This window comes from Kribbella sp. C-35 (assembly GCF_046549195.1).
Classification (GTDB): Bacteria; Actinomycetota; Actinomycetes; order Propionibacteriales; family Kribbellaceae; genus Kribbella.
The window spans coordinates 867,972-893,067 of record NZ_JAJPWG010000001.1 but is presented as its reverse complement, the minus strand read 5'-3'; the positions used below and the strand labels follow the sequence as shown (position 1 = coordinate 893,067).

Sequence of the window (25,096 nt, the reverse complement as noted above, 5' to 3'; positions counted from 1 at the left end):
TCACTTGCCGTCGAGGGTCTTGCGGGCGTCTGCCATGAACTTCTGCACGCCCTGCTTGATCGAGATCTTCTTGAACGCGACGTCCTGGCTGGTCTTGAGCAACAGATCGGCGACGGCGGTCGAGGCGGCCGGACTGGCCTGCGATGGCGAGGACGAGTTCTTCAGTGCCAGGTCGGTGTAGGCCAGCACCTGCTTCTCACTCGCAGACAGGTCACTCCCCTTCAGCAGCACATCCCGGCCGGCCGCGGAGGCAGGCGGTCCGCTGATCAGTCGCAAGGTCTTCGCGGCCTCCTCTCCGTTCGCGAACCAGTTCATGAACGCGGCGGCGTCGTCCGCGCGCTTGCTCCGCGCGTTCAGCGAGAGGAAGCTGCTCGGTTGCGGGAACGTCCCGCACTTGCCGTCCTTCGTGTGCCGCGGCGGCAGCGTGATGTCGATGGTGTGGTCGGTGAGGTCCTGGAAACCGCCCTTGAGATTGGGCGTCTGGATGTGCGCGAGTGCCGCCTGCTTCTTGACCAGCGGCCCGGCCGGCCAATCTCCGTACTTCGACTGTGCCGCGATGTCGGCGGGAATGGTGCCGCCGGTGGCTCGCAGCGCGGCCCAGTACTCGAACCACTCGGTTAGCGCGGAGTCGGGGAACGCGAGCGTGCCGTTCTTGTACAGGTCTTCGCCCTTGCCGCGCAGGAAGATCTGCAACGACGCCGTGTCCCCACTGGGGTCCTCCGCGCCGTAGATCTTCTTGCCGGACTTCTGCCGGATCTCGTTCGCCAGAGTCGCGAACTCGGACCAGGTCCACGTCTGTTGCGGGTGCTCCAGGCCGAGCTGGTCGAGCACGGTCACGTCGTACCCCATGCTGTACGTGCTCATCGCGACCGGGATGCCGAACTGCTCGCCCTTCAGCTGCCCCTGGATGAGCAGGTTGTGGTCGATCGGCTTCGTGTCGATGGTGTCCGGGATGTACTTCTGCAGGGACTGTAGCGCGCCCGCCGCGCCGTACTGGCCGATCCGCGGGACGTCGATGTTGATCACGTCCGGGGCGTTGCCGCCGGCCATCTGGGTGGCGAGCTTGTCCCAGTACTCCGCGGTCGCGGTGCCCTCGAACACGATCTTCACGTCCGGGTGGCTCGAGGTGTACACCCCCGCGAGCTTGCCGCGCAGGCCGAGCTTGGTCGGGTCGCCGTAGCTGCTGAACCGGACCGACTCCTTCGCCTCCTTGGCCGCGGGGTCGAGGTTGCAGGCGGACAGCAGCGGTGCGAGCACGCCGGCCGCGAGTCCGGCCTGGAGGAAGTGCCGTCGGCTGAGCGGTGTGGTCATGACGTGGTTCCTTTCGGAGCTAGCCCTTCAGGCCGGTCGTGGCGATGCCCTCGACGATCCGGCGCTGGGCGAGGAGGAAGACGATGAAGGTCGGCACCAGCGACAGCACCGACATGGCCAGCAGTTGTCCGTACGACGAGTCGCCGGTCGCGTCGACGAACCGCCGCAGAGCGACCGGTACGGTCTCGCTGCTGGGGTAGGACAGGTAGATCAGCTGGCCGAAGAAGTCGTTGTACGTCCAGATGAAGGTGAAGATCATGGTGGTGATCAGCACCGGGCCGGTCAGCGGCAGGATGATCCGGCTGAAGATGCGGACCTTGCCGCAGCCGTCGATCATCGCGGCCTCGTCCAGTGTGCGCGGGATCGTGCGGATGAACTGGACCATCAAGAAGATGAAGAACGCGTCGGTGGCCAGGAACTTCGGCACCACCAGCGGGAGATAGGTGTTCACCCAGCCGAGGTTGAAGAACAGCACGTACTGCGGGATCAGCAGGGCGTGCGCCGGCAACATGATCGAGCCGAGCATGATGCCGAAGAACACCTTCTTGCCGCGGAACTCCAGCCGGGCGAACGCGTACGCCGTGAGCGTGCAGGCGATCACGTTGCCGGCCACGGCGAGGACCGCGATCAGCAGGGAGTTGATGTAGAACCGGGTGAAGGTCGGATCGGTCGCGGTCCAGCCGGCGATGTAGTTGCGGAGGTCCAGCGAGCGGGGGAGCGGGTTCAGCTGGGAGAAGATGTCCTTCTCGTCCTTGAAGGATCCGCCGACCATCCAGATCAGCGGGTAGACCATCACCAGGGTTCCGGCGATCAACGCGAGGTGGGTCAGCCACCTGCGTGCGCGCCGACGGTCGGTGGGAGCGTGCTGGAGTGTCGTCATCAGCGGTCCTCGTAGTAGACCCAGCGGCGGGCGAGCCCGAAGTTGATCAGCGTGAAGGTGGCGATGATCAGCAGCAGCACCCACGCCATCGCGGAGGCGTAGCCCATGTTCAGGTTCGTGAAGCCCTGCTGGTACAGGTAAAGCGTGTAGAACAACGTGGAGTCCGACGGGCCGCCGCTGCCGCCGCTCACGACGTACGCCGGGGTGAAGGCCTGGAACGCCTGGATGATCTGCAGCACCACGTTGAAGAAGATGATCGGTGTCAGCAGCGGCACGGTGACCGACCAGAACCGCCGCCAGGCGCTCGCGCCGTCCACCGACGCCGCGTCGTACAGGTCCTGCGGGATCTGTTTGAGCCCGGCCAGGAAGATCACCATCGGCGAGCCGAACTGCCAGATGTTCAGCAGCACCAGCGTGTAGAGCGCGGTGTCAGGGTTGGAGATCCAGCTGCGGCCGGCGACGCCGAAGAACGCGAGGAAGCCGTTCAGGACGCCGTCGTCGTCGAACAGTTGGCCCCAGATCACCGCGATCGCGACGCTGCCGCCGAGCAGCGAGGGGATGTAGTAGATCGACCGGTACCACGCCATCCCGCGCAGCGGGCGGTTCAGCATGACGGCGACCGCCAGCGCGAATCCCAGTTGGAGTGGGACCGTCAGGACGACGTAGATGAAGGTGACCTTCAACGACTGCAGGTAGCGCGGGTCGTCGGTGAACATCTTCACGTAGTTGCCGAAGCCGGTCCAGGGGGTGGCTGCAGCAGGTTGAACTTGGTGAACGACAGGTACAGGGACCCGAGCAGCGGGCCGGCCGTGAGCAGCAGTAGTCCGACGAACCACGGAGCCAGGAACAGATAGGCGACGCGGTCACGTCGCGGTCTGGGGCGTGTCGCGGGGGTGCTGCCGGCAGGGACGTCAGCTGTCGTTTCGCGGCCTGCCGGAGCGGAGATCTTCGTACTCATGCTCATGGTGGCCTCCTCTGAGGGCCTTCTACACCGATGTAGAAACGCGCTGGAAAATCGGCCGAAGTCTTTTGGCTGGAAGGACTTCGGCCGGTCTCGTGGGCGGTCGGCGACGTGCGGGACTACCACTTGGTGGAAGTGATGTTCCACTTGGCGAGAGAGTAGGTCGCCGCTGGAGGATGCGCAATACCGGAGTGCATTCGTATTCACTCAGTCTGCATTCGTATTCACAATCCGGACAGACGCTACCGAGATGTGGCCGTCCGTCACTGACCGCAGCCAGGACTAGCCTTCGTTGAACCAGCCGTCCGCGCCGACCGCTGCCTGGTTCGACCGGGAACATCTCGGTGGTCGGCTTCTGCACCAGTGGTGGGTTCTCCTGGTTCTCCCGGCCCTACGGAAGCGGTGCGGCGAGCCTTCGGGCCGTGGAGCTCGTCGACGGTACCGGCGCGCGCCGCTGGATCGACGACAGCGTGGACCCCGACCTGATGTGGGCGCTGCGCGGTGGCGGCGGGAACTTCGGTGTGATCACCTCGGCCGAGGTGGAACTGCATGAGGCTCCGGCCATCACGGGTGGGCGACTCATGTTCCCGATAGAGCAGTCGGAGGCCGTGCTCACGGCGTACGCGAAGGCGACACAGGAGGCGCCGGAGCAGGTGACGTTGTGGGCGTACCTGATCCACTACCCGCACGCACCGGCGCTGCCGGACGACGTACGCGGGAAGTCGTTCTGCATGGTCGACGTGATGACGCCGTACGACCCGGAAGCTCTGGAGGGGGCGCTGGCGACTATCCGTGCCGCGGGGACACCAGTTGCCGACTCGATCGGGCCACTCCAGCCCAGTGCGGTCGGGGAGATGAACTCGGTGCCCGCGTCGCCCCAGGCGCTGTCGCTGATCACCAGTACGTTCGATGAGCTCACACCGGACCTGATTGACACACTGCTCGAGCACGGCGGTCAGCCGTCGCTGATCTTCCAGCTGCAGATCAGGCATCTACGGGCGGCTGCTGAGACCCGTCGTCCCGGTGTCGCGGCGGCTGACCCCGCAGCGCAGTACATGGTGCTGGCGGCGTCGATCGTGCCGGTGCCAGAACTGCAGCAGCCCGTCGAGAACGCACTGTGCGCGCTGCAGGAGGCGCTGTCGCCGTGGCGTGCCGGTCGGATGCCACCGACCGGCCTGTCTGCGTGGAACACGGCGCGGGACTGCTACGACGAGGCGGATCTGACCCGGCTGCGGGAGATCAAGCAGCGGGTCGACCCCCACGGCACGCTGGTCGGGAACTTCCCCATACCCTGACCTCGTGGACCCCCGCACGCGCCGACTGGTGACCTCGCTCGTACTGGCCGCCCTGGTCGCCATCGTCGTGGTCGCGGCGCTCCTGCGCTGACGCTAACGTGTGCGCCCATGAGCACCCCCGCCACCGGTGAGCGTTCGTCGTACCTGATGCGGGCAGGGCTGGTCCGCAACGTGCGTTCGGGGGAGCACCTGACCACGTTCGTGGTGTCCGGGGTCGCGACGGTGCTGATCACCCGGCTGATCCTCAGCCTGAGCGGGTACCCGCAGATCGGCGGCAAGGGCCTGCACATCGCCCACGTTCTGCCCGGCGGGCTGCTGATGCTGATCGCGATCTCCCTGCTGCTCGGGTACGTCGGTCCCGTGGTGCGGCCGGCCGCGGCGACGGTCGGGGGGATCGGGTTCGGGCTGTTCATCGACGAGGTGGGGAAGTTCGTCACCTCGGACAACAACTACTTCTACAAGCCGACGGCCGCGATCGTGTACATCGTCTTCGTGCTGATCGTCCTCGGGTCCCGCTTCCTTGCCACGCGCCGGCCGATCGACCCGCGGGAGGAGCTGGCGAACGTCATCGACCACACCGTCGAAGGGGTCGCGGGCGGTCTGTCCCGGCGGCGCCGTGCCGAGGCGGCGGAGCTGCTGCGCGCCGTACCCCGGCAGATCGAGGGGCGGCGGGAGACGGCCGAGCTGCTCTCCGCATGTCCGCCCGACGAGGTCGAGCTGGCCGCTCCGGTGGACGCGGCCTGGCAAGCGCTGCAGCGCGGGTTCGAACGGCTCGCCACCCACCCGAAGGCGCCGCCCATCGCTGTTGCCGCACTGGCGGTTCAGTTCGTAGCCGCGCTCGTCATCGCCGCTGTGCTGGGCGACGGCCTCAACCACCTTCCGGTGCTCGGTGTGACGGCAGGGAGTTTGCTGTCGGCAACGTTCACGGTGCGCGGTGCCCTGGCGTTGCGGAGGCGCAATCGGGCCAGGGCGGTCCGGCTGTTCGAGCTGGCGGTGCTGGTGTCGTTGCTGATGACACAGGTCTTTCAGTTCGCGGCCACGCAGTTCGCGGCGGCTGGCGGGATGCTGCTGGACCTGGTGATGCTCGGGCTGCTGCGGGCGGAACGAGAGCGGATGCGGCGCGAGCTGGACAACGCCACGAAGGCTAAGACGCTCCGACTGCCACCCGATCTGGATCTGCCGCCGTTTCCTGAGGATCCGTCGGACCCTGTGTAGCCCTCCACTTTTCGTGCCGGCCGATCAGGACGGGCGACATGGTCGCGATCAGGTAGATCGCACCACCTGCGAGCAGTGCCGGTGCCAGACCGATCGCGGCGACAGCCCCACCGGCAACGAGACCTCCGAGGGGTACGCCGGTCCAGCAGACAGCGTTGGACAGTGAGTTGACCCGTCCGCGCAGGTGGCTGGGGATCCGTTCGAGCTGGATCGCGCCGAGCACAGGGTTGATGAAGCCGGCTCCGATGCCGCCGACGGCGTACACCGCCATCAGCGTCCAGAGCGGCGCATCAGTGGCCATCGCCACGAAGCGCGGTGCTCCGGCGATCAGGAACGCGACCGTGAAGACGAGCTTGCGCGGGATGCGGTCGCCGATCGCAGACGCCAGCAAGGCGAACAGCGTCGCCGTCACCCCGAACGACGTGAGGATCAGACTGGTGTGGCCGGGGCCGTAGCCGTGCTCCTTGATCCAGACGGGCAGTAAGACCGTGCTGGTCGCGGCGTCCAGCAGGTTGGTCACCGCGATCATGACGACCAGCGGCAGCAGGAGCTTGTCGGCCCTTAGGAAGGTCCAGCCCTCCAGTAGTCGGCGGCCGTAGCCCTGCTCCTCCTTTGGCGCGGGCGTCGCGTACTTGGGGATCCAGCGGGCGATCAGTACGGCGCAAATGCCGAACGACGCTGCGTCGATCCAGAGGGCGTTGACTGCTCCGACCAGAGTGATGAGGCCGCCGGCGAGTGCGAACGCGAAGAAGCCCGCCAGGCGTTCCGTCGTACTCTCCAGGCCTGTCACTCGCTCCAGGGGGACCTTGGCCACCCGGGCGATGTCCGGGATCAGCGTCGACTTGGCGGCGTCGCCAGGTCCGCGGAGCGCGCCGGCGATCGCGACCAGCACCAGCAGGGTCGGAAAGTGCAGGAGGCCGAGCTCGTGGAGGAGGGGGATCAGTGCCACCACCGCCGCACTGGCGGTGTCTGCCACGACACTGATCCGGCGTGCCCCGACCTTGTCGATCAGCGGGCCGCCGATGGCCTTCACCACGACCAGCGGCGCCATCTCCGCCAGCGCCACGAGGCCGGTCTTCACCGGAGAACCCGTGGTGATCAGGACGAACCACGGGATCGCGATCGCGCTCACCCGGGTGCCGCAGATCGACACCACGTTCGCCACCAGGAACGCCGCCAACGGCGCTCGGTTGCCCTTCATCGTCGCCCCCTAGTCCCGCTGGCGCGTCTCGCGTGGGAACGCCTGGATCTGCACGGTGACCTGCTCGGCGCCCTCCGGGAGCGGAGCGGTCAGGTCCGGCGTCTTGTACTTCTCCAGGACCGCCATGACCTCGCGCATCATCGTGTCGAGCTGGTCGGCCCGGAGGTGGAAGAAGTAGTCCGACAGCATGCTGGCGTCGCGCCAGTCGTCGGGCATCGTCTGCATCGCGTCGATGAAGCCGAAGATGTTCTCGGCGTACGTCTGGCCGACACCGTGCAGGAAGCCCAGGGCCAGCTCCGGCTCCTGGTCCAGCAGCTCAGCCGCGTTGAACTCGGTGCCCTGGTGCGCCGACTTCCACCAGCGGTCGCGGGCGTTGCCGCGGCTGTCATCCTCGACGACCAGGCCGGCGTCCGCGAGCTGGCGGAGGTGGTAGCTGGTCGCGCCGGTGTTCACGCCGAGCCGTCCGGCCAGGGTGGTGGCGGTCTGGGGGCCGTAGACCCGGAGGAGGCCGAGGATCCGGTTCCGCATCGGGTGGGCCAGGGCGCGCACGAGGTGACGGTCCAGCTGGACTGTCCGTGCGGGCTCCACGCTCGGGTTCTCGTCGCTCATGGGTCCGAGCATAGGACTGCAAAGACTCTTTGCAAAGTGATTTTGCAAAGAAGTTGTGCGATTCGGTTGTCCACAGACTGCGAATCGCTGCGCCGGGGACGGCGGGATCGCGGCATCTTCTCTGTCGACCACGCATCCACCGAGGAAACGGAGAGAACCAGCGATGATGCGCGTGATGCTCGAGGACGCCGACTACTGCGACGTGCCGGCCGACCTGATGACGTTCGACGACGGGGCAGTGGTGTTCTGGCGCGAGGGCGAGGAGGTCGGCCGCCACCGGCAGGCCCGGATCCGGTCGCTCGAGCCGCTGAACCCGCGCTCGATGACCCACAAGATCAAGCGCGCCCGGAAGACCCATCCGAACGCGTTCCGCCAGTGGACTCCCGACGACGAGCAGACCCTGATCGAGATGTTCCACAACAGCGCGCCCCTGGAGCAGATCGTCGACGCCCTGGGCCGCCAGGAAGGTGGCATCATCACCCGCCTCAGAGGGCTGGGTCTGCTCGCCGACGACCAGCAACTCCCATGAGCCGGCCGGGGGTGACTGCGGCGAGTTCACGGGTTGCGACGGTGGGTGGGCGAGACCCTTTTGTGATCGACCCGATGGGTCGGGGACAATGGCGCGGTGCAGCCAGAGGTGCGGTCGGACGAGTCGGCGCTGCCGGAGGAGTCCGGAGCGCGGGCGGTGATCAGTGCTGCCCTGCTCGACGAGAGTGGTTTGGTGCGCGGTCTGGCCTCGGGCCGGCGGCGTGGTCTGGAGCCGCCGTCGTACCTCCGGGCGGAGCTGCGGTACGTCGATCTGAAGGGTCAGCGGCACCTGCAGATCACCGAGTTCGACGAGCGCCAGGCGCACACGCGGAACGTGGCGGGCGCGGACCTGGAGAAGGCCGTCGACGAGCTCCTCGACCTGCCGTACGGGTCGTGGCACGTCGAGACGACGAGCGAGACGCTGCGGCTGCGGTACACCAAGAAGGGGAAGGAACTGTTGCACCGGCAGGAGGACCGCCGGGAGCAGGAGACCGGGCACGACCGGGTGAAACGCCGGGTGCTCGACCCGGCGGCGCCGTTCCTGATCGAGCTCGGGATCAGCGACCACCAGGGCCGGGTGAAGCCGTCCCGGCAGGCGAAGTACAAGCAGATCGAGGAGTTCTGCAAGCTGCTCGCGCCGGCGCTCGACGACGCGGTGTCGGCCGGGCGAATCGCGGCGGACAGGCCGCTGCAGGTGGTCGACCTCGGCTGCGGGAACGCGTACCTCACGCTGGCGGCGTACCACTTGCTCACGGCGGCCGGTCACGACGTCCGGATGACTGGTATCGACCACAACCCGGCGGCGCGGAAGCGGAACACGCGGGTGGTCGAGGCGCTCGGCTGGCAGGAGCACCTTCGGTTCCTGGACGCGACCATCGAGGGCGCGGAGCTGGACGTCCGGCCCGACGTCGTCCTGGCGCTGCACGCCTGCGACACCGCGACCGACGATGCGCTCGCGCGAGCCGTCGGCTGGGAGGCTTCACTGGTGCTCGCGGCTCCATGTTGTCATCACGACATCCAAAAGCAGCTGAAGAGCGTCACACCACCGGCGCCTTATGCGCTGATGACGAGATATGGCATCGTTCGTGAGCGGTTCGCCGACGTCCTGACGGACTCCCTGCGAGCGGCGGTGCTCCGACAGGTCGGTTACCGGGTGGAGGTCGTGCAGTTCGTGGACAGTCAGCACACGCCGCGCAATCTGTTGCTCCGCGCTGCGCGGACCGGTGCCAAGCCGACCGCGGACCTGCAGGCCGAGTACCGGTCGATGGTCACCGAATGGCAGGTGACGCCGCGGCTGGCCCAGCTGCTCCTCCCGCCGCCCGAGCAAACTCCGGTCACCGAGGTGATTTCGTGAGACAGGTCCGGACCGCGCTCGCTCTGCTGGGGGCGACGCTGTGCACGCTGGCGGGTGTGGCGTTGCCCACGTCGCCGGCCGCGGCGGGTTCGGCGGGCTCGGACGCGGGGCCGACGACGCCGGCGCCGAAGAAGCTGTTCACGATCCGGGACGAACGGATCCAGGAGTCGTCCGGGCTGGCCAAGAGCGTCAAGCACCCGGGGACCTACTGGACCGTGAACGACTCCGGCGACACCGGGCGGGTGTTCGCGCTGGACGCCACCGGCAAGGTGAAGGCCGTCCTGCGGTTCGGTGCGAAAGTCACCGACGTCGAGGCGCTCGGGGTGGACCGGGACGGCACGATCTACATCGCGGACATCGGCGACAACAAGGCGAACCGGGAGCAGATCGAGATCTACACGATCCCGGAGCCGGAAACGCTCGAGGACGAGTCGAACGTCAAGTACCACCGGTTCGACTTCAAGTACCCGGACGGTGCGCACGACGCCGAGACCCTGCTGATCGAGCCGGGGACCAGCCAGCTCTACATCGTGACGAAGGCGCTCAAGGGCACCGGCGCGATCTACGCGGCGCCGCCCGCACCGTCACGCGAGGGCACCAACGACCTGACCAAGCTCGCCGCGGCGCCGTCCGGAGTGATCACCGACGGGACGTTCCTGCCGGACGGTCAACGGGTCGTGCTGCGCACGTACGCCGACGTGACGACGGTCGCCTGGGGTGAAACCCCCAACGCCATCGCCCGCGGCGCCGCACCGCTGGGCCAGGGGGAGACCGTGGCCGTCGGTCCCACCGACGGAACCGTCCTGGTCGGCAGCGAGGGCCCGAACTCGGGCGTCTACCAGGTCCAGGTGCCCGCCAAGGCAGCCGCCTCCACACCCCCCTCAGCCAGCGCGACCCCCAAGCCGGCAACCACGACGGACAGCAACAACGCCGACTCCGGCAAGAGCCACAACCTCCGCTGGATCATCATCGGCGCCGCCCTCTTCGCCCTCATCATCACCGTCATCACGTTCCCCCCAGGCCGCCGCGAACGCCAAGACCGCCAAGCCGAAAACGCCCGCCTGACAGGCCAATCCCCACCCACCCCCCACCGCCGCCAACACTCCTAACCCCAGCCGCCCAGCCCGCAGGTGATGTGCAGCTCGACAGGATGAGTCGGATGGCCGGGTAGTGCACCTGAGCGTGAACGTGTGCGTGCGTACAGCGTCTCGCCGGTGTACTACCTGTCGAGCTCGCACATCACACGGCCGCGAGCAGCCGTGCATCCGGCAGGAGGGCCGGATATCCCCTGGTGTTGTGGGTTCTCCCCTCGCACACCAACGGAGAAGGCACAACGCCGCCGGATATCCCCTCGTGTGCGGGGTGGCTTGGGGCGGGGAAAGGGACAGCCGCCGACCCGGGGTAGGGACGGCGGCTGTTGGGGGTAAGGGTTACTTGAGGTTTTCGACTACGTAGTCGATGGATTGGGTTAGTTTTTCTACGTCTTCGGGGGCTACCGCGGGGAACATGGCTACGCGGAGCTGGTTGCGGCCGAGTTTGCGGTAGGGCTCGGTGTCGACGATGCCGTTGGCGCGGAGGGTCTTGGCGACGGCGGTGGCGTCGATCGAGTCGTCGAGGTCGATGGTGCCGACGACGAGCGAGCGGGCGTCGGGGTCGGTGACGTACGGCGTGGCGTACTCGGACTTCTCGGCCCACGTGTACAGGCGGGTGCTGGAGTCCGTCGTACGGGCGACGCTCCACTCCAGGCCGCCCTGGTTGTTGATCCAGTCGGTCTGCTCCGCCATCAGGAAGAGCGTGGCGAGCGACGGCGTGTTGTAGGTCTGGTTCTTGCTCGAGTTGTCGACCGCCGTCGCCAGGTCCAGGAACGCCGGGATCCACCGGCCGGACGCGGCGATCTCCTCGACCCGCGCGAGCGCGGCCGGGCTCATCAGCGCGATCCACAGGCCGCCGTCGGAGGCGAAGCCCTTCTGCGGCGCGAAGTAGTAGACGTCGGCCTCGTTGACGTCGACCGGCAGGCCAGCTGCGCCCGAGGTCGCGTCGATCGCGACCAGCGCACCCTCGTCGGCGCCTTCGACCCGCTTGACCGGCGCCATCACGCCGGTGGAGGTCTCGTTGTGCGGCCACGCGTACAGGTCGACGCCGGCTTCCGCCACCGCGACCGAACGAGTGCCGGGCTCGGCCTTCACGATCGACGGGTCGCCGAGGTGCGGTGCCAGCTGCGCTGCCTTCGCGAACTTCGAGGAGAACTCACCGAAGCTCAGGTGCTGGCTCTTCTCCCGGATCAGCCCGAACGTCGCGACGTCCCAGAACGCGGTCGAGCCGCCGTTGCCGAGCACCACCTGGTACCCGTCCGGCAGCTGGAAGAGCTCGGCGACGCCTTCCTGAACCCGCTTCACCAGGTTCTTCACCGGCGCCTGCCGGTGGGAGGTGCCGAGCAGCTTCGCGCCCTCGGTCGCCAGGGCGGCGACGGCTTCCGGACGGACCTTCGACGGCCCGGCCCCGAAGCGGCCGTCGGCGGGCTTGAGCTCTTCAGGAATCCGAATTTCGCTGGTCACCAGCGTGTCCCCTTCGTCGTCTGCAACAAGAAGGCCGACGACGCTGTCAGCGCGATCCATCTTCGCACACCCCGCCCAACCACCCACTCGGGGTCCCACTCACCGGCCGTACGGCGGGAGGCTCCGCGTACGGCCGGTGCACAAAGACGCTACTCGTGCTTGCGGGTGGTCCGCTCGGTGCCGGTCAGGAGCGCGACCGGGCCGTCGGGGGTTTCGGTCCACTCGCCGCAGGCGCCGCCGCCTTCGGCGACCTCGAGCGTCAGTTCGGTGCCGTCCATCCGCAGCGCCGGGTGGTAGTACTGCGCGACCCGCTCCGCCTCGCCCTCGATGTAGTGGCCGATGAGCGCCCGCCGGAAGCGGTCGGTCGTGACGTTCGGGTTGCTGCCGTGGACCAGTGCGCCGTGGAAGAACAGCACGTCACCCGGCTCCATCTCCACGGGTACGGCGCCGCCCGTCGACGGGAGCGGGACCGTGACATCGGTGAAGCTGACCGTGGTGTCGGCCTTCTCCGTGCACAGGATCGGCCAGCGGTGCGACCCGGGAACGACCTCGAGGCAACCGTTCGCCTCGTCGACCCGGTCGAGCGCCATCCACGCCGCGACACAGGTCCCCGGATCGGCCTTGAGATAGAAGTTGTCCTGGTGCAGCGCCTGCCCGCGCGAGCCCGGCGGCTTGAAGTACAGCATCGTCTGCACCGCGTACGGCGACCTGCCGAGCAGCGCCGTCATCACCTGATCGATGCGCGGGTCGATCATCCACTGCAGCGACGTGTCGTCCCACCGGTGCATCTGCGCCAGCCGTGGGTACCGCTTGAGCGGATCCCGGTCAGTCGACGAATGCCCGGCGAACGCGTGCGCCTGCGGACCGCTGCGCCGTACGTCCATGTAGTGGTCCCGCAGCCGCTCGGCCTCGTCCGTGGAGAACAGGCCCCGCACCAACGTGTACCCGGTGCGCTCGAACTCTTCCTGATGTACGTCGACAACGTTGGATGAAACGCTCATGCACGGCTCCCGCGAATCTGCCTTAGTCTTTCGGTGAACCCAATTTTCCTGTGCGTACACCGCACCTGGCCACTGACGATTCACGCGAGGACTTGAACTTTTGTTGCACCGACTCCGGCTCGAGCGGATGACCGCCCCGACCTTCTGGCGCTGCGAACCCAGCTGGTCCTGGACCTCGCCCGTGCTCCGGAATCACCTGCTCTGGTGCGTCGTCGACGGTCGCGGCGACCTCGAACTCGACGGGAACCGCCAGGAACTGCGCCCCGGCGTCTGCGCGGTCTTCCAACCCGGCGACGCGCCACGAGCCACCCACGACCCGCACCGCCGGCTGCTGGTCTTCGGCATGCACTTCGAGACCACCACGACGGCCGCCCCGGATCCGCGCTGGGGAGAGGTGCTCGACCGCGAGCTGCTCGGCGTGCTCGCGCGGACCAGCGACGCGTCGTACCGACGGGGTGACGCCCTCGGCCGGCATCAGGCCGAACTGTGCCTCGAGCAACTGGTCGCGCTGATCTGGGACGCCGTCCACCACCCGGGCCGCATCGTCACCGACACCGCGGTCGACGACATCGCCAGGCAGCTGCGGCAGGACCCGGGCCGGGACTGGACCGTCGCGGAGATGGCACGCGGCGCGTTGCTCAGCAGGGCCCAGTTCACCCGCCGCTTCGTCGCCCAGTTCGGGATGTCACCCGCGCAGTACCTGATCCAGGCGCGGATCGACCGCGCCCACCAGCTGCTCACCGAGAGCGGAATGACCGTCACCGAAACGGCCACCGCTCTCGGCTACACCGACGTCCCGTACTTCAGCCGTCAGTACAAACAACGAACCGGCCGCACTCCCAGCCAGGATCGTTAGGGCCTGGCCCTAAGCCCAGTTGGGATTCCAGCCCTCGATGGAGTCGGCAGGTCGCGACGCAGGACCGGAGTAGATCGCCGACGGGCGGATCAGGCGGCCGGTGCGTTTCTGCTCCAGGACGTGGGCGCTCCAGCCGGCGGTCCGTGCGCAGGTGAACATCGACGTGAACATCGGCGGCGGCACCTCCGCGAAGTCCAGGACGATCGCGGCCCAGAACTCCACGTTCGTCTCCAGGACCCGGTCCGGGCGCCGCTCCCGCAGCTCGGTCAGCGCGGCCTGCTCCAACGCCTCGGCGACCTCGTACCGCGGGGCGGCCAGTTCACGCGCCGTACGACGAAGCACCCGAGCGCGCGGGTCCTCGGCCCGGTACACGCGGTGCCCGAAGCCCATCAGCCGCTCGCCCGCGTCGAGTAGACCCTTCACATAAGCCCGAGCGTCACCCGACCGCTCGACGCCCTCGAGCATCGTCAGCACCCGCGCCGGCGCGCCGCCGTGCAGCGGACCGGACATCGCACCGACCGCACCGGACAGCGCGGCGGCGACATCCGCCCCGGTCGAGGCGATCACCCGCGCGGTGAACGTCGACGCGTTCATGCCGTGCTCGGCCGCGGACGTCCAGTACGCGTCGACCGCCCGCACATGCTTCGGGTCCGGCTCGCCGCGCCAGCGGATCATGAACCGCTCGGTGATCGTGGTCGCCTTGTCCACCTCGCGTTGCGGCACCATCGGCTGCCCGATCCCGCGCGCGGCCTGCGCGACGTACGACAGCGCCATCACCGCCGCCCGGGACAGGTCCTCACGCGCCTGCACGTCGTCGATGTCGTACAGCGGCCGCAGACCCCAGGCGGGTGCGAGCATCGCCAGCGCGGACTGTACGTCGACGCGCACGTCGCCGGTGTGCACGGGCAGCGGGAACGGCTCGGCGGGCGGCAGGCCCGGCGTGAACGCCCCGTCGACGAGCAGGCCCCAGACGTTCTCGAACGGCACTCGGCCGACCAGGTCCTCGATGTCCACGCCGCGGTACCGGAGCGCCGAACCTTCCTTGTCCGGCTCGGCGATCTGCGTGTCGAACGCGACCACACCCTCCAGCCCGTGCTGCACCTCGGTCCTCGGATCAGACATGCGACTCCCTCGTCCTCGTGTCAGGACGCAGGCCACCAGGAGCCTGCGCACCCTAAGCGCTCAGGCAGCATAGTTCTCCGCGCCGACGCTCGGACAGCTTTGTGACCGGTTCGGAGGTTCCGGAGGTGGACCGCACAGAGGTCTAGTCTCGGTTCATGACAAAGCCCCTCCCCGCCCTCGGGCTCGTGATCGGCGTCATCGTCACCTACGTCGCCGTGGGTACCTCGTCCTACGCGACTCCCCGGTTGATGCGGCGCCTGCAACTGTTCCGCGACGACCTGGGTGATTCGCTGCCCTGGCTCGCGCTGCTGGTCGTCATCGCGGTTGTGCTCGGCCTGCTGATGATGGCTCCGGCCATCGGCGCAGGTGTGACGACCGGGGCCGGGTTGCTGCTCACCGTGGTCGGTCTGGCCACGATGCTGCTGCCGCTGCGGCAGACGATCGACCTCATGAAGCTCTTCGAGTTCCCAGGGTCGCGTGTCGGCTCGTCGTTGCTGCTCTACGACGGCTCCGTCGTCTTGTTGGGCATACCGCTGTTGCTGGTCGGTATCCGGCGCTGGTCCCAGGAGTCCAAGCTGGCCAGGCTTCCGCAGCCGCCTGGGCTGGCACAGGGTGGCAGCGGCTACCAGTCCACCTACCCGCAGCAGACCCAGCAGTGGGGCGGCTACCCGGGTCAGCAGCCGTACCAGCCGCCGCAGCCACACAGCCAGCCACACGGCCAGCAACACAGCCAGCCGCAGGACCAGCCGCGCCCCGGCCAGCCGCCGCAGTATCCGGGCCAGCAGCAATAACTTTCCCAGCGGAGCCTGCATCAGGCTCTGCATGGAAACGCTGATCGCCTACACCTTCGCGCGCGAGAGCGCCGCGCGGGCCGCCGCCGGCCGCGCCCGTGTGGAGGCGTACTACGGCGATCTCTGGAAGCACGAGGCCAAGCACCAGGGGTACGACGGCCTCACGGTCGGACTGCACATGTGGGATCGCCACGACGGCTCGTGTCTCTGGCCGTCCTGGCACGACAACGGTGACGTCCGCGTGGCCAGCGTGCACGCGCCGCTCGGCTACCAACGTGTGATCGGCGACGTGACGCCGTACGATGCGCCAGCCCAACTGGCCAAGGCAGTACGGCGTACTCCGGCCAGCTTCCTCGAACTGGCACCACCGTTCACGATGGCGGTTCTGGATCCGACTGCGGAACGCCTGGACCTGTTCACCGACTCGATCGGTGTCGGCCGCCTGTTCCAGCTGCGGTTGCCGGACGGCTGGGTATGGACCAATCGGCCGGCCGCGGCCTTACTGTTCGCAGGCCAAGAAGCTGTCGCAGCGTCGCGTGGCTGGACTTTCGCCGCGGCCTGTGGCTGGTTCATGGACGACAGCACGCCGTACGACGGTGTGCTGACGGTGCCCGGTGCGACGCATATCGTTGCCGATGGCTACCGTCAGCAGCGGACCGTCAGCCGGATCGACACGACCAGTGTGTGGTCGACGGACAATGCGGACACAGCAGAGGAGACAGCTGCCGCACTGCAGGACGTAGCCCGATCAGTGTGCCGCCTGTGGCCGGGACAGCCGACTGTTGACCTGAGCGGCGGCCGTGACTCACGAGTGGTCGCAGGTGCTTTCCTGGCCGCAGGTGTCGATCTGAAGCTCAACAGCTACGACGCGGTCCCTGGTGAGCTGGAGGTCGCAGAGTCGCTCGTGCAACTGTTGCAGCAACCGGTCGAACACGTGGTGAGTCGAAAGACCCCAGGTACGCCGGTCGCCGCCAAACCAACCGCCAAGCCGCAGCCGCTGCAGATGGTCAACCGAGCGCTGCGCTGGCACCGGTACGCCGAAGGCCTACGCCCGGCCAGCTACCTCTTCCACACGCCACCCGCAACGCTCGCGGGCGTCGCCCACCTCGCGATCGGTGGCGCCGGCGGCGAGGTGGCGCACGGCCACTTCTACCCCCGCGACGTCCTGCAACTCGACGCGCTGCCGCTGCCGAGCAAGCTGAATGCCTTCAGCAACCACCTCCAGACCCGTCTGGTCGCGGCAGCAGGACCCGCCGACGAAGCCCGCGCCGCCGTCGCCGAGCAGGTCCAGCGCGTACTGCGGACCGCCGTCCACGGCGGCATCGAGAACGCGACGATGCTGGACTACTTCTACGTCGTCGAACGCCTCCGCCGCTGGGGTACGACGGGGGAGCGCACCGGCGTCGTCTCGCCCCTTCTGATCCCCTCGTTCGTCCGGTCCGCCTTTGCACTCGACCCAGCGCAACGCGTCGACAACGCACTGCACCACGAGCTGGTCCGGCGGCTGGTGCCCGCCTGGGCCGACGTACCGTTCTTCAAACCCAGCCCGACGGTCAGCACCCGCAGGAGCCCGGCGAAGGTCCGTTGCCTCGCTGACGCCGCCGACCGCGACCTGATCGCGCAGCTCCTCCAGGACGTCGAAGGCTTCGAGTCGCTCGACACACTGTGGGCCGCGTCCGTAGCCGGTGCCAGCTCGGCAACAGGTGAGGCCACGCTCCGGCAGGCGCTCTGGCGGGCCACCTTCGATCAGCACCTCGACGAGGTCAACCGCCACCTACCGAGCGCCCCGGCCCCCAAAGCCCAAGAGCAGCCAATCCCCAAGCCGCCAACCGCCAAAAGACGCCGCAGCCCGTTGGTCCGCACGATCGGGCGTACCAAGGTGTGGCGGGCCTATCGACGGAGCAGGTTCGGACGTAAGTAGGCTCGAAGCGTGGACCTTGCGGAGATGCGGCGTACGTACGGGCTCGGTGAGTTGCTGGAGAGCCAGGTGGCTCCTGACCCGGTCGTGCAGTTCCAGACCTGGCTGGAACAGGCCAGGGAAGTCGGCCTGGCCGAGCCCAACGCCATGGTGCTCGCGACTGCCGACCAGGACGGGCGCCCGTCAGCGCGGACCGTGCTGCTGAAGCGGGTGGACGAGCGCGGGCTCGTCTTCTACACCAACCAGCAGTCCCGCAAGGCCGACGACCTCGCTGCGAACCCGCACTGCGCTCTGGTGTTCCCGTGGCACGCGATGGAGCGACAGGTCCGCATCGAAGGCACCGTCACGAAACTGCCCGGCGACGAGGTCGACGAGTACTTCGCCAGCCGCCCGCGCGAGTCACAGCTGGGTGCGTGGGCATCCCAGCAGAGCCAGCCGGTGGACTCCCGCGAGGAGCTCGACCTGCAGTACGAGTCGTACGAGCGGCAGTGGCCGGAGGGCACCGAGATCTCGACGCCGTACTTCTGGGGCGGCTACCTGGTGGCCCCGGAGGCGTTCGAGTTCTGGCAGGGCCGCACCGGCCGTCTGCACGACCGCCTGGCCTACCGCCGGACGAGCTCCGGCGGCGACTGGGCGCTGTCGCGACTCCAGCCCTGAGGCTCTTCGCGGAAGCCGTGTGACTTCCACCAGCGCACCAGCGGCGCCGGCGCCCACCAGTTCGCGCGCCCCAGTAGCCGCATCGTCGCCGGCACCAGCAGCGCCCGCACGATCGTCGCGTCCAGCGCGATCGCGATCACCAGCCCGACGCCGATCATCTTGACGAAGACGATGCCCGACGTGGAGAACGCCGCGACCACGATGATCAGCAGCAGCGCCGCGCTGGTGATGATGCCGCCGGTCCGCTGCAGCCCGAGTGCGACCGCCTGGGTGTTGTCGCCGGTCTTGTCGTACTCCTCCCGGATCCGGCTGAGCAGGAACACCTCGTAATCCATCGACAGCCCGAACAGTACGGCGAACAGCAGCACCGGGTTGGTCGCGTCGAGGAACCCCGCCGGCGTGAAGTCGAGGAACCCGGACAGATGCCCGTCCTGGAAGATCCACACCATCGCGCCGAACGCCGCGGACAGCGACAGCACGTTCATCAGCAGCGCCTTCGCCGGCAGCACGAACGAGCCGAAGGCAACGAACAGCAGCAGGAACGTCACCACGACGATGAATCCGGCCATGTACGGCGCCCGCTCCTTCAGCACATCGAGCAGGTCGATCACCGCCGCCGTCTCTCCACCGACCTGTACGTCGGTCCCGGACGGCGCCGGCACCGCGCGCACCCCATGGACGACGTCCCGCGCCGGCAACTCCTGCCCGGTAAAGCGAGTGTGTACGACGACGGACGCGACGCCGTGCGCATACCCGCCGATCCGCACGTTCTCCACGTCCCGCACCTGCTGCAGTTGAGCGATGTACGTGGCCAACGCCGCAGACGGATCGCTCGGCGCGGAGTCGAACCGCACCGCCGCGTAGATGTCCGACCCGCCGGCCCCCGGAAAGTCGCGCTGCAGCGTCTCGGTCACCGTCCGCGAGGTGGCGCCGGACGGCAACGATCGGTGGTCGACCCCACCCAACTGCGCTGAAAGGAAGGGGATCCCGAGCACGAGCAGCAGTGGGACGAGTACGACGACGTACCGCACCGGGCGTTTCATCACGCTGTGCGCCAGGCGGTACCAGGCGCCGTGATCGCTGGAAACCTTGCGGGGCTTGAAGATCCGCAGGTTGTTCACCCGGTGCCCGAGGACCGCGAGCAACGCCGGCAACGCGGTCAGGGCCGCGATCATCGCGATCGCCACCGCGGCGGCGCCGCCGTACGCCATCGACTTCAGGAACATCACCGGGAACAGGACCAGGCTGCTGATCGCCACGCCGACTGTCACACCGGAGAAGGCCACCGTCCGTCCGGCCGTCGCCATCGTCGCCGTCAGTGCCGTCTCGACATCATTGCCGCGAGCAAGCTCTTCGCGGAATCGCGTGATGATGAACAGGGCGTAGTCGATGGCCAGCCCGAGGCCGATCATCGTGACGATGTTGATCGAGAAGATCGACACGTCGGTGACCGCCGACAGGCCGCGCAGCAGCACGAACGCGCCGAGGATCGCGAGCGCACCGACGAACAGCGGCAGCGACGCGGCGACCAGGCCGCCGAAGACCACAACCAGCAGCACCAGCACGATCGGTGTCGAGATCGTCTCGGCCTTCACGATGTCGTGCTCGGTCTGGGTGTTCACCTCGTCGAAGACCGCGACCTCGCCGCCGACCTTCGTGTCCAGACCGGCCGGTCCCGAGCGGACCTCCGAGGCGATCTTGTGGAACGTGTCCAGCCGGTCCTCCGGCGTCGCGCCGGCCAGCGTGAGGACGGCGTACGTGCTGTGCTGGTCCTTCGACACGAACACCGGCGACTTGGTGCTCCAGTACGTCGAGACCGCGGTCACGTCGGCAGTCGGCAAGTCGGCCAGATCGCTCTCGACGGACTGCCGGAAGGCCGGATCGGCCACGGTCGACGACGGGCTGCGGTAGAGCACGATCACGTCGGTGCCGGTGCGGCCGACGTTCTGCTCGATGGTCTTGACGGCGTTCGCGGCCTCGGTGTCCGGCGCGTCGAAGCCGCCGTTCGCCAGCGAGCCGAACACGCCGGTGCCCCAGACGAGGCCGAGGGCGACGAACACACCGGTCAGGGCGAGCACCAGACGGCGCCGCCGGTAGGCGAAACGGCCGAGCGTCTCGAACACGAAACTGTCCCCCAGGGCGTAGATTGAGCGGCAGGAGCTTGAGTGAACAGCGTTAACTGTTAACGGTGTTCACTGTAGGCGCCTGACCCGTGTCGATGTCAAGGAGAGTTTTCGGTGGAGTTCGGTGGGAGCCGGGACCGGCGGCGAGCGGCCACGGTCGCGGAGATCAAGGCGGCCGCCCGCCGGCTGCTGGTTTCCGGCGGTACGGCGGCCGTCGGCCTGCGGGCCGTTGCGCGCGAGCTCGGCCTCACGCCGCCGGCCCTCTACCGGTACTTCCCGAGCCACGAGGCCCTGATCGGCGCCCTGATCGCGGACCTGTACGACGAACTGACCGCGGCGCTGATGGACCTGCAGTCCACCGACGACGAAGTGGATCTCGGCGCCCGGCTGTACCTGCTCGCCAACGGTCTCCGGGACTGGGGACTGGCGCACCCGGCAGAGTTCGCGCTGCTGTTCGGTACGGCCGTTCCGAGCCCGGACGCGGAGGACCACGAGCAGACGCCCGGCCATCAGGCGGCGATGCGCTTCGGGTCGGTGTTCAAGGAGCTGGTGGCGCAGATCTGGCACTGGAAGCCGTTCCCGTACCCGCCCGACGAGGTCCTCGGGTCCGAGTTGGTCGCCCAGCTCACCCAGGAGTCGGAGCACTTCGGCGGGATGCCGGCCGGCGCGATCTACCTGTCGCTCACCTACTGGACCCGGCTCTACGGCCTGATCTGCATGGAGATCTTCGGCCAGCTGCACTGGGTGCTGCCGGACGCGGCGGCGTACTTCGAGGCGCAGCTCTACGAGATCGGCCAGGCACTAGGGCTGGACTGCCCGACTCCCGAATAGCTGTGCCCTTGACAAGAAGAAGCCTGCGGGCGCTTCCAGAGACACGACCGGGTGGCCGAACTCAGGGTCAGGCGGACTACCTGACTGCCCGCAGGCCCGGTGGCTGGCGTTGGTTTCGGCCGACCACTTGCCCACTTAACTGTGGTTGGCGGTTAGCCCGCCGCCACCTCACGAGTCCGATAGCAATTCATGCGTTGGACCACCTCCCTTCGCGTGTACTCAGAACCTACTGCCGACCGATTCGCGGTTCAACAGAATTTTGCCCTGGGATGAACCACAATCGACGGCATGATCAGACTCGGACTGCCGGCGATCGTGTTGCTGATCGGCGTCGCCTGGTTCGCGTGGGCCTCGTATCGCCGGGCCGTGACCGCGGAGCAGGCACTGGCCACGCTGAACGCCGAACATCGGGCGCTGATGCAGGAGGTCAGGGCACTGGAGCGGGCAGTCGCGGCTGCGGAGCAGGGTCTGCGTACGCTCAGCTCGCATCCGTCGGTACCGCGGGACGTCGCGGTCACCGCCGACCTGACCCTCGCCGACGTCCGGCGACTGGTGGAAGAACACAAGGAGCTAGGCGACTGATGGTAAAGCTGGGGAACGCCGCGGCGGCGATCAAGCCCAAGGGGGGCGGCGGCAAGGCGAAGGTGATCGGGGTGCTGATCCTGATCGTGATCGTGATCATCATCCTGTTCAACATCTTCAACTTCGCCAACACCGACGCGAACCGGATCGGTCTGCACTACGGCGGCGGCGTGATCGAGGACAAGAAGTTCAAGTCGGTCGTCCCGCCGGGCTCCACGAACAAGCTGATCGGCCCGGGCGACACGCTCTACACGTACCCGATCGACCAGCGCTCGTACATCATCGGCGGCGACGGCGCCGACACGGACGCCGCCGACGAGGTCACCGTGGTCAGCAAGGACAACGTCCGGCTCGGCGTCCGCGTGCAGGTGTACTTCACGCTGAACCGCAACAAGGACGTGCTGAAGTCGTTCCACGAGCGGATCGGCCTGAAGACCGAGGCATACGAGGAGAGCGGCTGGAACGACATGCTGCAGAGCTACTTCCGTCCGCAGATCGACCGGGCGCTGTCCGCAGTCGCGACCAACTACGGCTGGGCGGAGCTCTACAACAACGAGAAGATGAAGTCGGCGTTCCAGTCCGCGGCGGCCAAGGAGTTCACCCGGCTGCTGCCGGCCGCGGTCGGCGGCGACTACTTCTGCGGCCCGGGCTACAACGGCAGCAACGACTGCGGTGAGCTGTCCTTCACGGTCCAGAAGCCGATGCCGCTGGACAAGGGCATCATCGACGGTCTGGAGGCCAAGCAGCGCGCCGAGCTCGCCAAGGCCACGCAGGAGCAGAAGAACCAGCAGGTGAACGTCGAGCTGCAGTCGGTCAAGCAGCAGGTCGCGATGCTCGGGGCGCAGGGTTACCTGCTGAAGACCGCGATCGAATCGGGCAAGATCCAGTTCATGGTCATCCCGCAGAACGGCAACGTCAGCATCCCGGTGCCGACCACGACCAACCAGCAGCCAACCACACCAACGACGCCGGCCAGGTAATCCCCGTGAATGAGCGCAGCGAATTCACCATCCAACACAGCGCGCTTGGTGCCTCATCGGCGCCCGGAGCGTAGCGAGGACGACGATGAGTTCGTTGCCGTCCCACCTCGAGCTTGTACAGGGCGTCGTCCTGCCCAAGCCGGTCGGCGCGCATCCGGTGCTCGACTTCGTCAACACCCGGTCCGAGTGGACCACCCGCGGCGCTGCCCGGACCGAGTGGCTGACGTCGTACGAGGCCTTCCTGATCTGGAACTCGTACGTCGGCCTGCTGCCGCCGGCGACCGTGTTCCGGCTGATCGAGCGGGCCGGGAGCAGTCCGACCGAAGTGGGACGGCGACTGCAGACCACCCTCGATTTCCGCTCCGAGCTGTACGACGTACTCACCGGGCAGGCGACCGATCACACCTTCGGGGCGGCGGCCCGGCTGATCGAGAAGGCCTCCGGGCGACGGCAGCTCGTGCGCTCGGAGGACGGCCCGGTGTGGGAGTTGCCGGAGGATCTTGAGCTCCCACTGCACAATCTCGCGTTGCTCGCGGGCGAGCTACTGACCGGCTCGTCGCGCGAGCACGTGCGGACCTGCCCGTCGTGCGGCTGGCTGTTCGTCGACGCACGCGGCCGCCGCCGCTGGTGCTCGATGGCCACCTGCGGCAACCGCGCCAAAGTCCGCGCCCACGCCGCGCGGGCTCGTTAGTTGAAGGCTGCTGGGTCGACGGTGATCCAGGTGTGTTTGGCGCGGGCGAGGACGCGGCCGTCGGCGTCGTACAGGGTGCTGGCGGTGAACGTCTTGCGGCCGTCCTCGCCGAGGTAGCGGCCGAGCGCGACGCATTCCTCGCCGGCCTCCGGGCGCGCGTCGATGCACGCGGTCAGCTGGCCGAGCACCGACGGGCGTCCTTCGAGGTCGATCGTCCAGCCGCCGGGGCAGTCGAGCGCCGCCCACAGGAACACCTCGTCGACCAGGCCGTCGGTCGCGAGGTCCGCGGCCGGCGTCCAGGTGCACGCCGTACGGCCGCCGCCGATCGGGCCGGGTTTCAGGCGCAGACCGTTCTGGTTCGCCGGCCCGCAGACGAAGCAGGTCGGGAACGGGTGGTCGTGCAGCCCGCGGTACGACGCCTCGGCCGCGCGAGCCTCTTCGGGCAGCACCGGATCGATCGTGGCGTCGGCGAGGAAATCCAGGTCGACCGGCACCGCTTCTGCCACCACAGCGTCACCGTCCGTCAACCGTCCGGCGTCCAGCTCGAGGTCCTTCTCCAGCGGCGGCGGCATCCGCAGCGTCACCTTCGGCACCGACTCCGGCCCGAGGCCCGCGGCCAGCGCGGTTCCGACCAGACCTGCGACGTACCCGCCGTTGCCCGACCTCTCCGGCCCCTGGAATCGCCGCTCGACCCGCACAAAACTCATGCCCCAGGACCCTAATGCACTCACAGGAATCACTCGTTTGTGTACGTGCTGTGGTGGAAGTGTGAAGGAAGAGAGTGCTGGGAAGAAAAGGGTTTCAGAGAAATCTGAGGATTTCTCGGAGACAACTGGGCTGAGCCCTCCAGTTCAAACGACCGTTTGAACTATGCTGACTGCAGGCTACTGCGCGTGAGCAGGTGGGGTGCCTGCGCGAGCGGTAGCTGGGGGGAAGGAGAACTCTGTGGAGACACCGGTCGAAACGACCCGGGAGAGGTTGCTCAACGTCGCCGAGCAACGATTCGGTGAAGGGGGTTACGAGGGAACATCGCTGCGCGCCATCACGGTCGCGGCAGCAGCGAACATCGCGGCGGTCAACTATCACTTCGGCTCGAAAGAAGCCCTGCTCCGCGCGGCCGTGGCGCGGGCGATGGCGCCGGTCAACACCGAACGGCGGCGCCGGCTGGACCAACTGGAGGCGGGCGCTCCGCCGACACCGGAGGCCCTGATCCGGGCCTTCGTCGAGCCCGGACTGGAACTGGTGCTGCGCCGCGGTGAGCGCGGCGCCGTGATCGCACGGTTCATCGGCCGGATCGCGTTCGATCCGAGCCGGCGGATCCGTGAGTTGTACGCGGTCGAGTCGGAGCCGATCGAGAGCAGGTACCTGGCGGCGCTGCAGCAGGCGTTGCCGCAGGCCTCACCGGAGGCGGTCGCCTTCGGGTACATGAACATGCTCGGCCTGCTCGCGCTCCATCAGTCGCAGGCACTGTCCCCGACGCCGGGTGCCGCCGGCGTCAGGGACTCGGAGGACCCGAGCAAACTGGCCGGCAATCTGGTCGCCTTCCTGGTGGCCGCGTTCGACCACGGCCTGCGTTCCTGACACCTGGAAACCGTGGATTCCCTGCCCACGGTTACCAGTCAGGCTGAGAGGGTG

The 25,096-nt window shown here is 67.9% G+C and carries 25 protein-coding genes; 14 read left to right on the top strand and 11 right to left on the bottom strand.

Features of this window, described 5'->3' with window-relative positions; translation table 11 throughout:
• Genes ACLJOO_RS04630 through ACLJOO_RS04615 form a run of 4 tightly spaced genes read right to left on the bottom strand, consistent with a single transcriptional unit; the run spans window position 1 to window position 3,155 of the window.
• Complete coding sequence (locus ACLJOO_RS04630) at window positions 1-1,311, bottom strand: ABC transporter substrate-binding protein (protein ID WP_410785557.1); 1,311 nt, start codon at window positions 1,309-1,311, stop codon at window positions 1-3.
• 19 nt (window positions 1,312-1,330) lie between these two features.
• Window positions 1,331-2,191 (bottom strand): carbohydrate ABC transporter permease, encoded by an 861-nt coding sequence (locus tag ACLJOO_RS04625; RefSeq protein WP_410785556.1) that lies wholly within the window; start codon window positions 2,189-2,191, stop codon window positions 1,331-1,333.
• Entirely contained in the window at window positions 2,191-2,907 is a 717-nt protein-coding gene (locus tag ACLJOO_RS04620) for a carbohydrate ABC transporter permease (protein ID WP_410787119.1), read from the bottom strand. The genes ACLJOO_RS04625 and ACLJOO_RS04620 overlap by 1 nt, the downstream gene beginning before the upstream one ends.
• 2 nt (window positions 2,908-2,909) lie before the next feature.
• Window positions 2,910-3,155, bottom strand: a complete 246-nt coding sequence (locus tag ACLJOO_RS04615) for a hypothetical protein (protein WP_410785555.1) — start codon at window positions 3,153-3,155, stop codon at window positions 2,910-2,912.
• A gap of 419 nt (window positions 3,156-3,574) precedes the next feature.
• Between ACLJOO_RS04615 and ACLJOO_RS04610 the strand changes: the two genes are divergently transcribed.
• Both ACLJOO_RS04610 and ACLJOO_RS04605 read left to right on the top strand, forming a co-directional pair.
• Complete coding sequence (locus tag ACLJOO_RS04610; protein ID WP_410785554.1) at window positions 3,575-4,447, top strand: FAD-binding oxidoreductase; 873 nt, start codon at window positions 3,575-3,577, stop codon at window positions 4,445-4,447.
• 108 nt (window positions 4,448-4,555) lie between these two features.
• Entirely contained in the window at window positions 4,556-5,662 is a 1,107-nt protein-coding gene (locus ACLJOO_RS04605; RefSeq protein WP_410785553.1) for a hypothetical protein, read from the top strand.
• Here ACLJOO_RS04605 and ACLJOO_RS04600 read toward each other — a convergent pair.
• Together ACLJOO_RS04600 and ACLJOO_RS04595 are read right to left on the bottom strand one after the other, a co-directional pair.
• Window positions 5,592-6,863 (bottom strand): MFS transporter, encoded by a 1,272-nt coding sequence (locus ACLJOO_RS04600; RefSeq protein WP_410785552.1) that lies wholly within the window; start codon window positions 6,861-6,863, stop codon window positions 5,592-5,594. The two genes, ACLJOO_RS04605 and ACLJOO_RS04600, sit on opposite strands and share 71 nt — an antisense overlap.
• Before the next feature lie 9 nt (window positions 6,864-6,872).
• Window positions 6,873-7,472 carry a helix-turn-helix domain-containing protein gene (locus ACLJOO_RS04595; protein WP_410785551.1) on the bottom strand — a complete coding sequence of 200 codons (600 nt, stop codon included), beginning with the start codon at window positions 7,470-7,472 and terminating at the stop codon, window positions 6,873-6,875.
• Between the two features lie 163 nt (window positions 7,473-7,635).
• On the opposite strand from ACLJOO_RS04595, the gene ACLJOO_RS04590 reads away from it, so the two are divergent.
• The 3 genes from ACLJOO_RS04590 (at window position 7,636) to ACLJOO_RS04580 (ending at window position 10,463) form a co-directional block, all read left to right on the top strand.
• Window positions 7,636-8,001: a hypothetical protein gene (locus ACLJOO_RS04590; RefSeq protein ID WP_410785550.1), complete on the top strand. Its 366-nt coding sequence runs from the start codon at window positions 7,636-7,638 to the stop codon at window positions 7,999-8,001.
• A gap of 96 nt (window positions 8,002-8,097) precedes the next feature.
• Window positions 8,098-9,354, top strand: a complete 1,257-nt coding sequence (locus ACLJOO_RS04585) for a class I SAM-dependent methyltransferase (RefSeq protein ID WP_410785549.1) — start codon at window positions 8,098-8,100, stop codon at window positions 9,352-9,354.
• Window positions 9,351-10,463, top strand: coding sequence for a hypothetical protein (locus ACLJOO_RS04580; RefSeq protein WP_410785548.1), 1,113 nt, complete (start codon window positions 9,351-9,353; stop codon window positions 10,461-10,463). The genes ACLJOO_RS04585 and ACLJOO_RS04580 overlap by 4 nt, the downstream gene beginning before the upstream one ends.
• A gap of 321 nt (window positions 10,464-10,784) precedes the next feature.
• Here ACLJOO_RS04580 and serC read toward each other — a convergent pair whose 3' ends face one another.
• Together serC and ACLJOO_RS04570 are read right to left on the bottom strand one after the other, a co-directional pair.
• On the bottom strand, window positions 10,785-11,969 hold the full coding sequence (gene serC / locus ACLJOO_RS04575) for a phosphoserine transaminase (RefSeq protein WP_410785547.1): 1,185 nt from the start codon (window positions 11,967-11,969) through the stop codon (window positions 10,785-10,787).
• Between the two features lie 89 nt (window positions 11,970-12,058).
• Window positions 12,059-12,910 carry a phytanoyl-CoA dioxygenase family protein gene (locus ACLJOO_RS04570; RefSeq protein ID WP_410785546.1) on the bottom strand — a complete coding sequence of 284 codons (852 nt, stop codon included), beginning with the start codon at window positions 12,908-12,910 and terminating at the stop codon, window positions 12,059-12,061.
• A gap of 127 nt (window positions 12,911-13,037) precedes the next feature.
• Between ACLJOO_RS04570 and ACLJOO_RS04565 the strand changes: the two genes are divergently transcribed.
• Window positions 13,038-13,766, top strand: a complete 729-nt coding sequence (locus tag ACLJOO_RS04565) for a helix-turn-helix domain-containing protein (RefSeq protein ID WP_410785545.1) — start codon at window positions 13,038-13,040, stop codon at window positions 13,764-13,766.
• A 9-nt stretch (window positions 13,767-13,775) separates the two neighbouring features.
• Here ACLJOO_RS04565 and ACLJOO_RS04560 read toward each other — a convergent pair whose 3' ends face one another.
• Window positions 13,776-14,888, bottom strand: a complete 1,113-nt coding sequence (locus ACLJOO_RS04560) for a citrate synthase 2 (protein ID WP_410785544.1) — start codon at window positions 14,886-14,888, stop codon at window positions 13,776-13,778.
• Between the two features lie 155 nt (window positions 14,889-15,043).
• Here ACLJOO_RS04560 and ACLJOO_RS04555 point away from each other — a divergent pair, with 155 nt between their 5' ends.
• From ACLJOO_RS04555 to pdxH, 3 genes are read left to right on the top strand one after another with little or no spacing between them, the layout of a single operon-like run.
• Window positions 15,044-15,679, top strand: coding sequence for a hypothetical protein (locus ACLJOO_RS04555; RefSeq protein ID WP_410785543.1), 636 nt, complete (start codon window positions 15,044-15,046; stop codon window positions 15,677-15,679).
• A 31-nt stretch (window positions 15,680-15,710) separates the two neighbouring features.
• Window positions 15,711-17,600, top strand: a complete 1,890-nt coding sequence (locus ACLJOO_RS04550; RefSeq protein WP_410785542.1) for a hypothetical protein — start codon at window positions 15,711-15,713, stop codon at window positions 17,598-17,600.
• A 9-nt stretch (window positions 17,601-17,609) separates the two neighbouring features.
• On the top strand, window positions 17,610-18,254 hold the full coding sequence (gene pdxH, locus ACLJOO_RS04545; protein ID WP_410785541.1) for a pyridoxamine 5'-phosphate oxidase: 645 nt from the start codon (window positions 17,610-17,612) through the stop codon (window positions 18,252-18,254).
• On the opposite strand, the gene ACLJOO_RS04540 is transcribed toward pdxH, so the two are convergent.
• Window positions 18,200-20,377 carry an MMPL family transporter gene (locus ACLJOO_RS04540; protein ID WP_410785540.1) on the bottom strand — a complete coding sequence of 726 codons (2,178 nt, stop codon included), beginning with the start codon at window positions 20,375-20,377 and terminating at the stop codon, window positions 18,200-18,202. The two genes, pdxH and ACLJOO_RS04540, sit on opposite strands and share 55 nt — an antisense overlap.
• A gap of 114 nt (window positions 20,378-20,491) precedes the next feature.
• Between ACLJOO_RS04540 and ACLJOO_RS04535 the strand changes: the two genes are divergently transcribed.
• The 4 genes from ACLJOO_RS04535 to ACLJOO_RS04520 all read left to right on the top strand — a co-directional run bounded on the left by ACLJOO_RS04535 (window position 20,492) and on the right by ACLJOO_RS04520 (window position 23,461).
• Window positions 20,492-21,208, top strand: a complete 717-nt coding sequence (locus ACLJOO_RS04535) for a TetR/AcrR family transcriptional regulator (protein ID WP_410785539.1) — start codon at window positions 20,492-20,494, stop codon at window positions 21,206-21,208.
• A 288-nt stretch (window positions 21,209-21,496) separates the two neighbouring features.
• On the top strand, window positions 21,497-21,790 hold the full coding sequence (locus ACLJOO_RS04530; RefSeq protein ID WP_410785538.1) for a hypothetical protein: 294 nt from the start codon (window positions 21,497-21,499) through the stop codon (window positions 21,788-21,790).
• Window positions 21,790-22,770 (top strand): SPFH domain-containing protein, encoded by a 981-nt coding sequence (locus ACLJOO_RS04525; protein WP_410785537.1) that lies wholly within the window; start codon window positions 21,790-21,792, stop codon window positions 22,768-22,770. The genes ACLJOO_RS04530 and ACLJOO_RS04525 overlap by 1 nt, the downstream gene beginning before the upstream one ends.
• A gap of 85 nt (window positions 22,771-22,855) precedes the next feature.
• Window positions 22,856-23,461 carry a CGNR zinc finger domain-containing protein gene (locus tag ACLJOO_RS04520; RefSeq protein ID WP_410785536.1) on the top strand — a complete coding sequence of 202 codons (606 nt, stop codon included), beginning with the start codon at window positions 22,856-22,858 and terminating at the stop codon, window positions 23,459-23,461.
• Here ACLJOO_RS04520 and ACLJOO_RS04515 read toward each other — a convergent pair.
• The gene (locus ACLJOO_RS04515) at window positions 23,458-24,168 is read right to left on the bottom strand and encodes a hypothetical protein (protein WP_410785535.1); all 711 of its coding nucleotides are present in this window, start codon (window positions 24,166-24,168) and stop codon (window positions 23,458-23,460) included. The genes ACLJOO_RS04520 and ACLJOO_RS04515 overlap by 4 nt on opposite strands.
• 238 nt (window positions 24,169-24,406) lie before the next feature.
• On the opposite strand from ACLJOO_RS04515, the gene ACLJOO_RS04510 reads away from it, so the two are divergent.
• Window positions 24,407-25,042 carry a TetR/AcrR family transcriptional regulator gene (locus ACLJOO_RS04510; RefSeq protein ID WP_410785534.1) on the top strand — a complete coding sequence of 212 codons (636 nt, stop codon included), beginning with the start codon at window positions 24,407-24,409 and terminating at the stop codon, window positions 25,040-25,042.
• The last annotated feature ends 54 nt before the right edge of the window (window positions 25,043-25,096 follow it).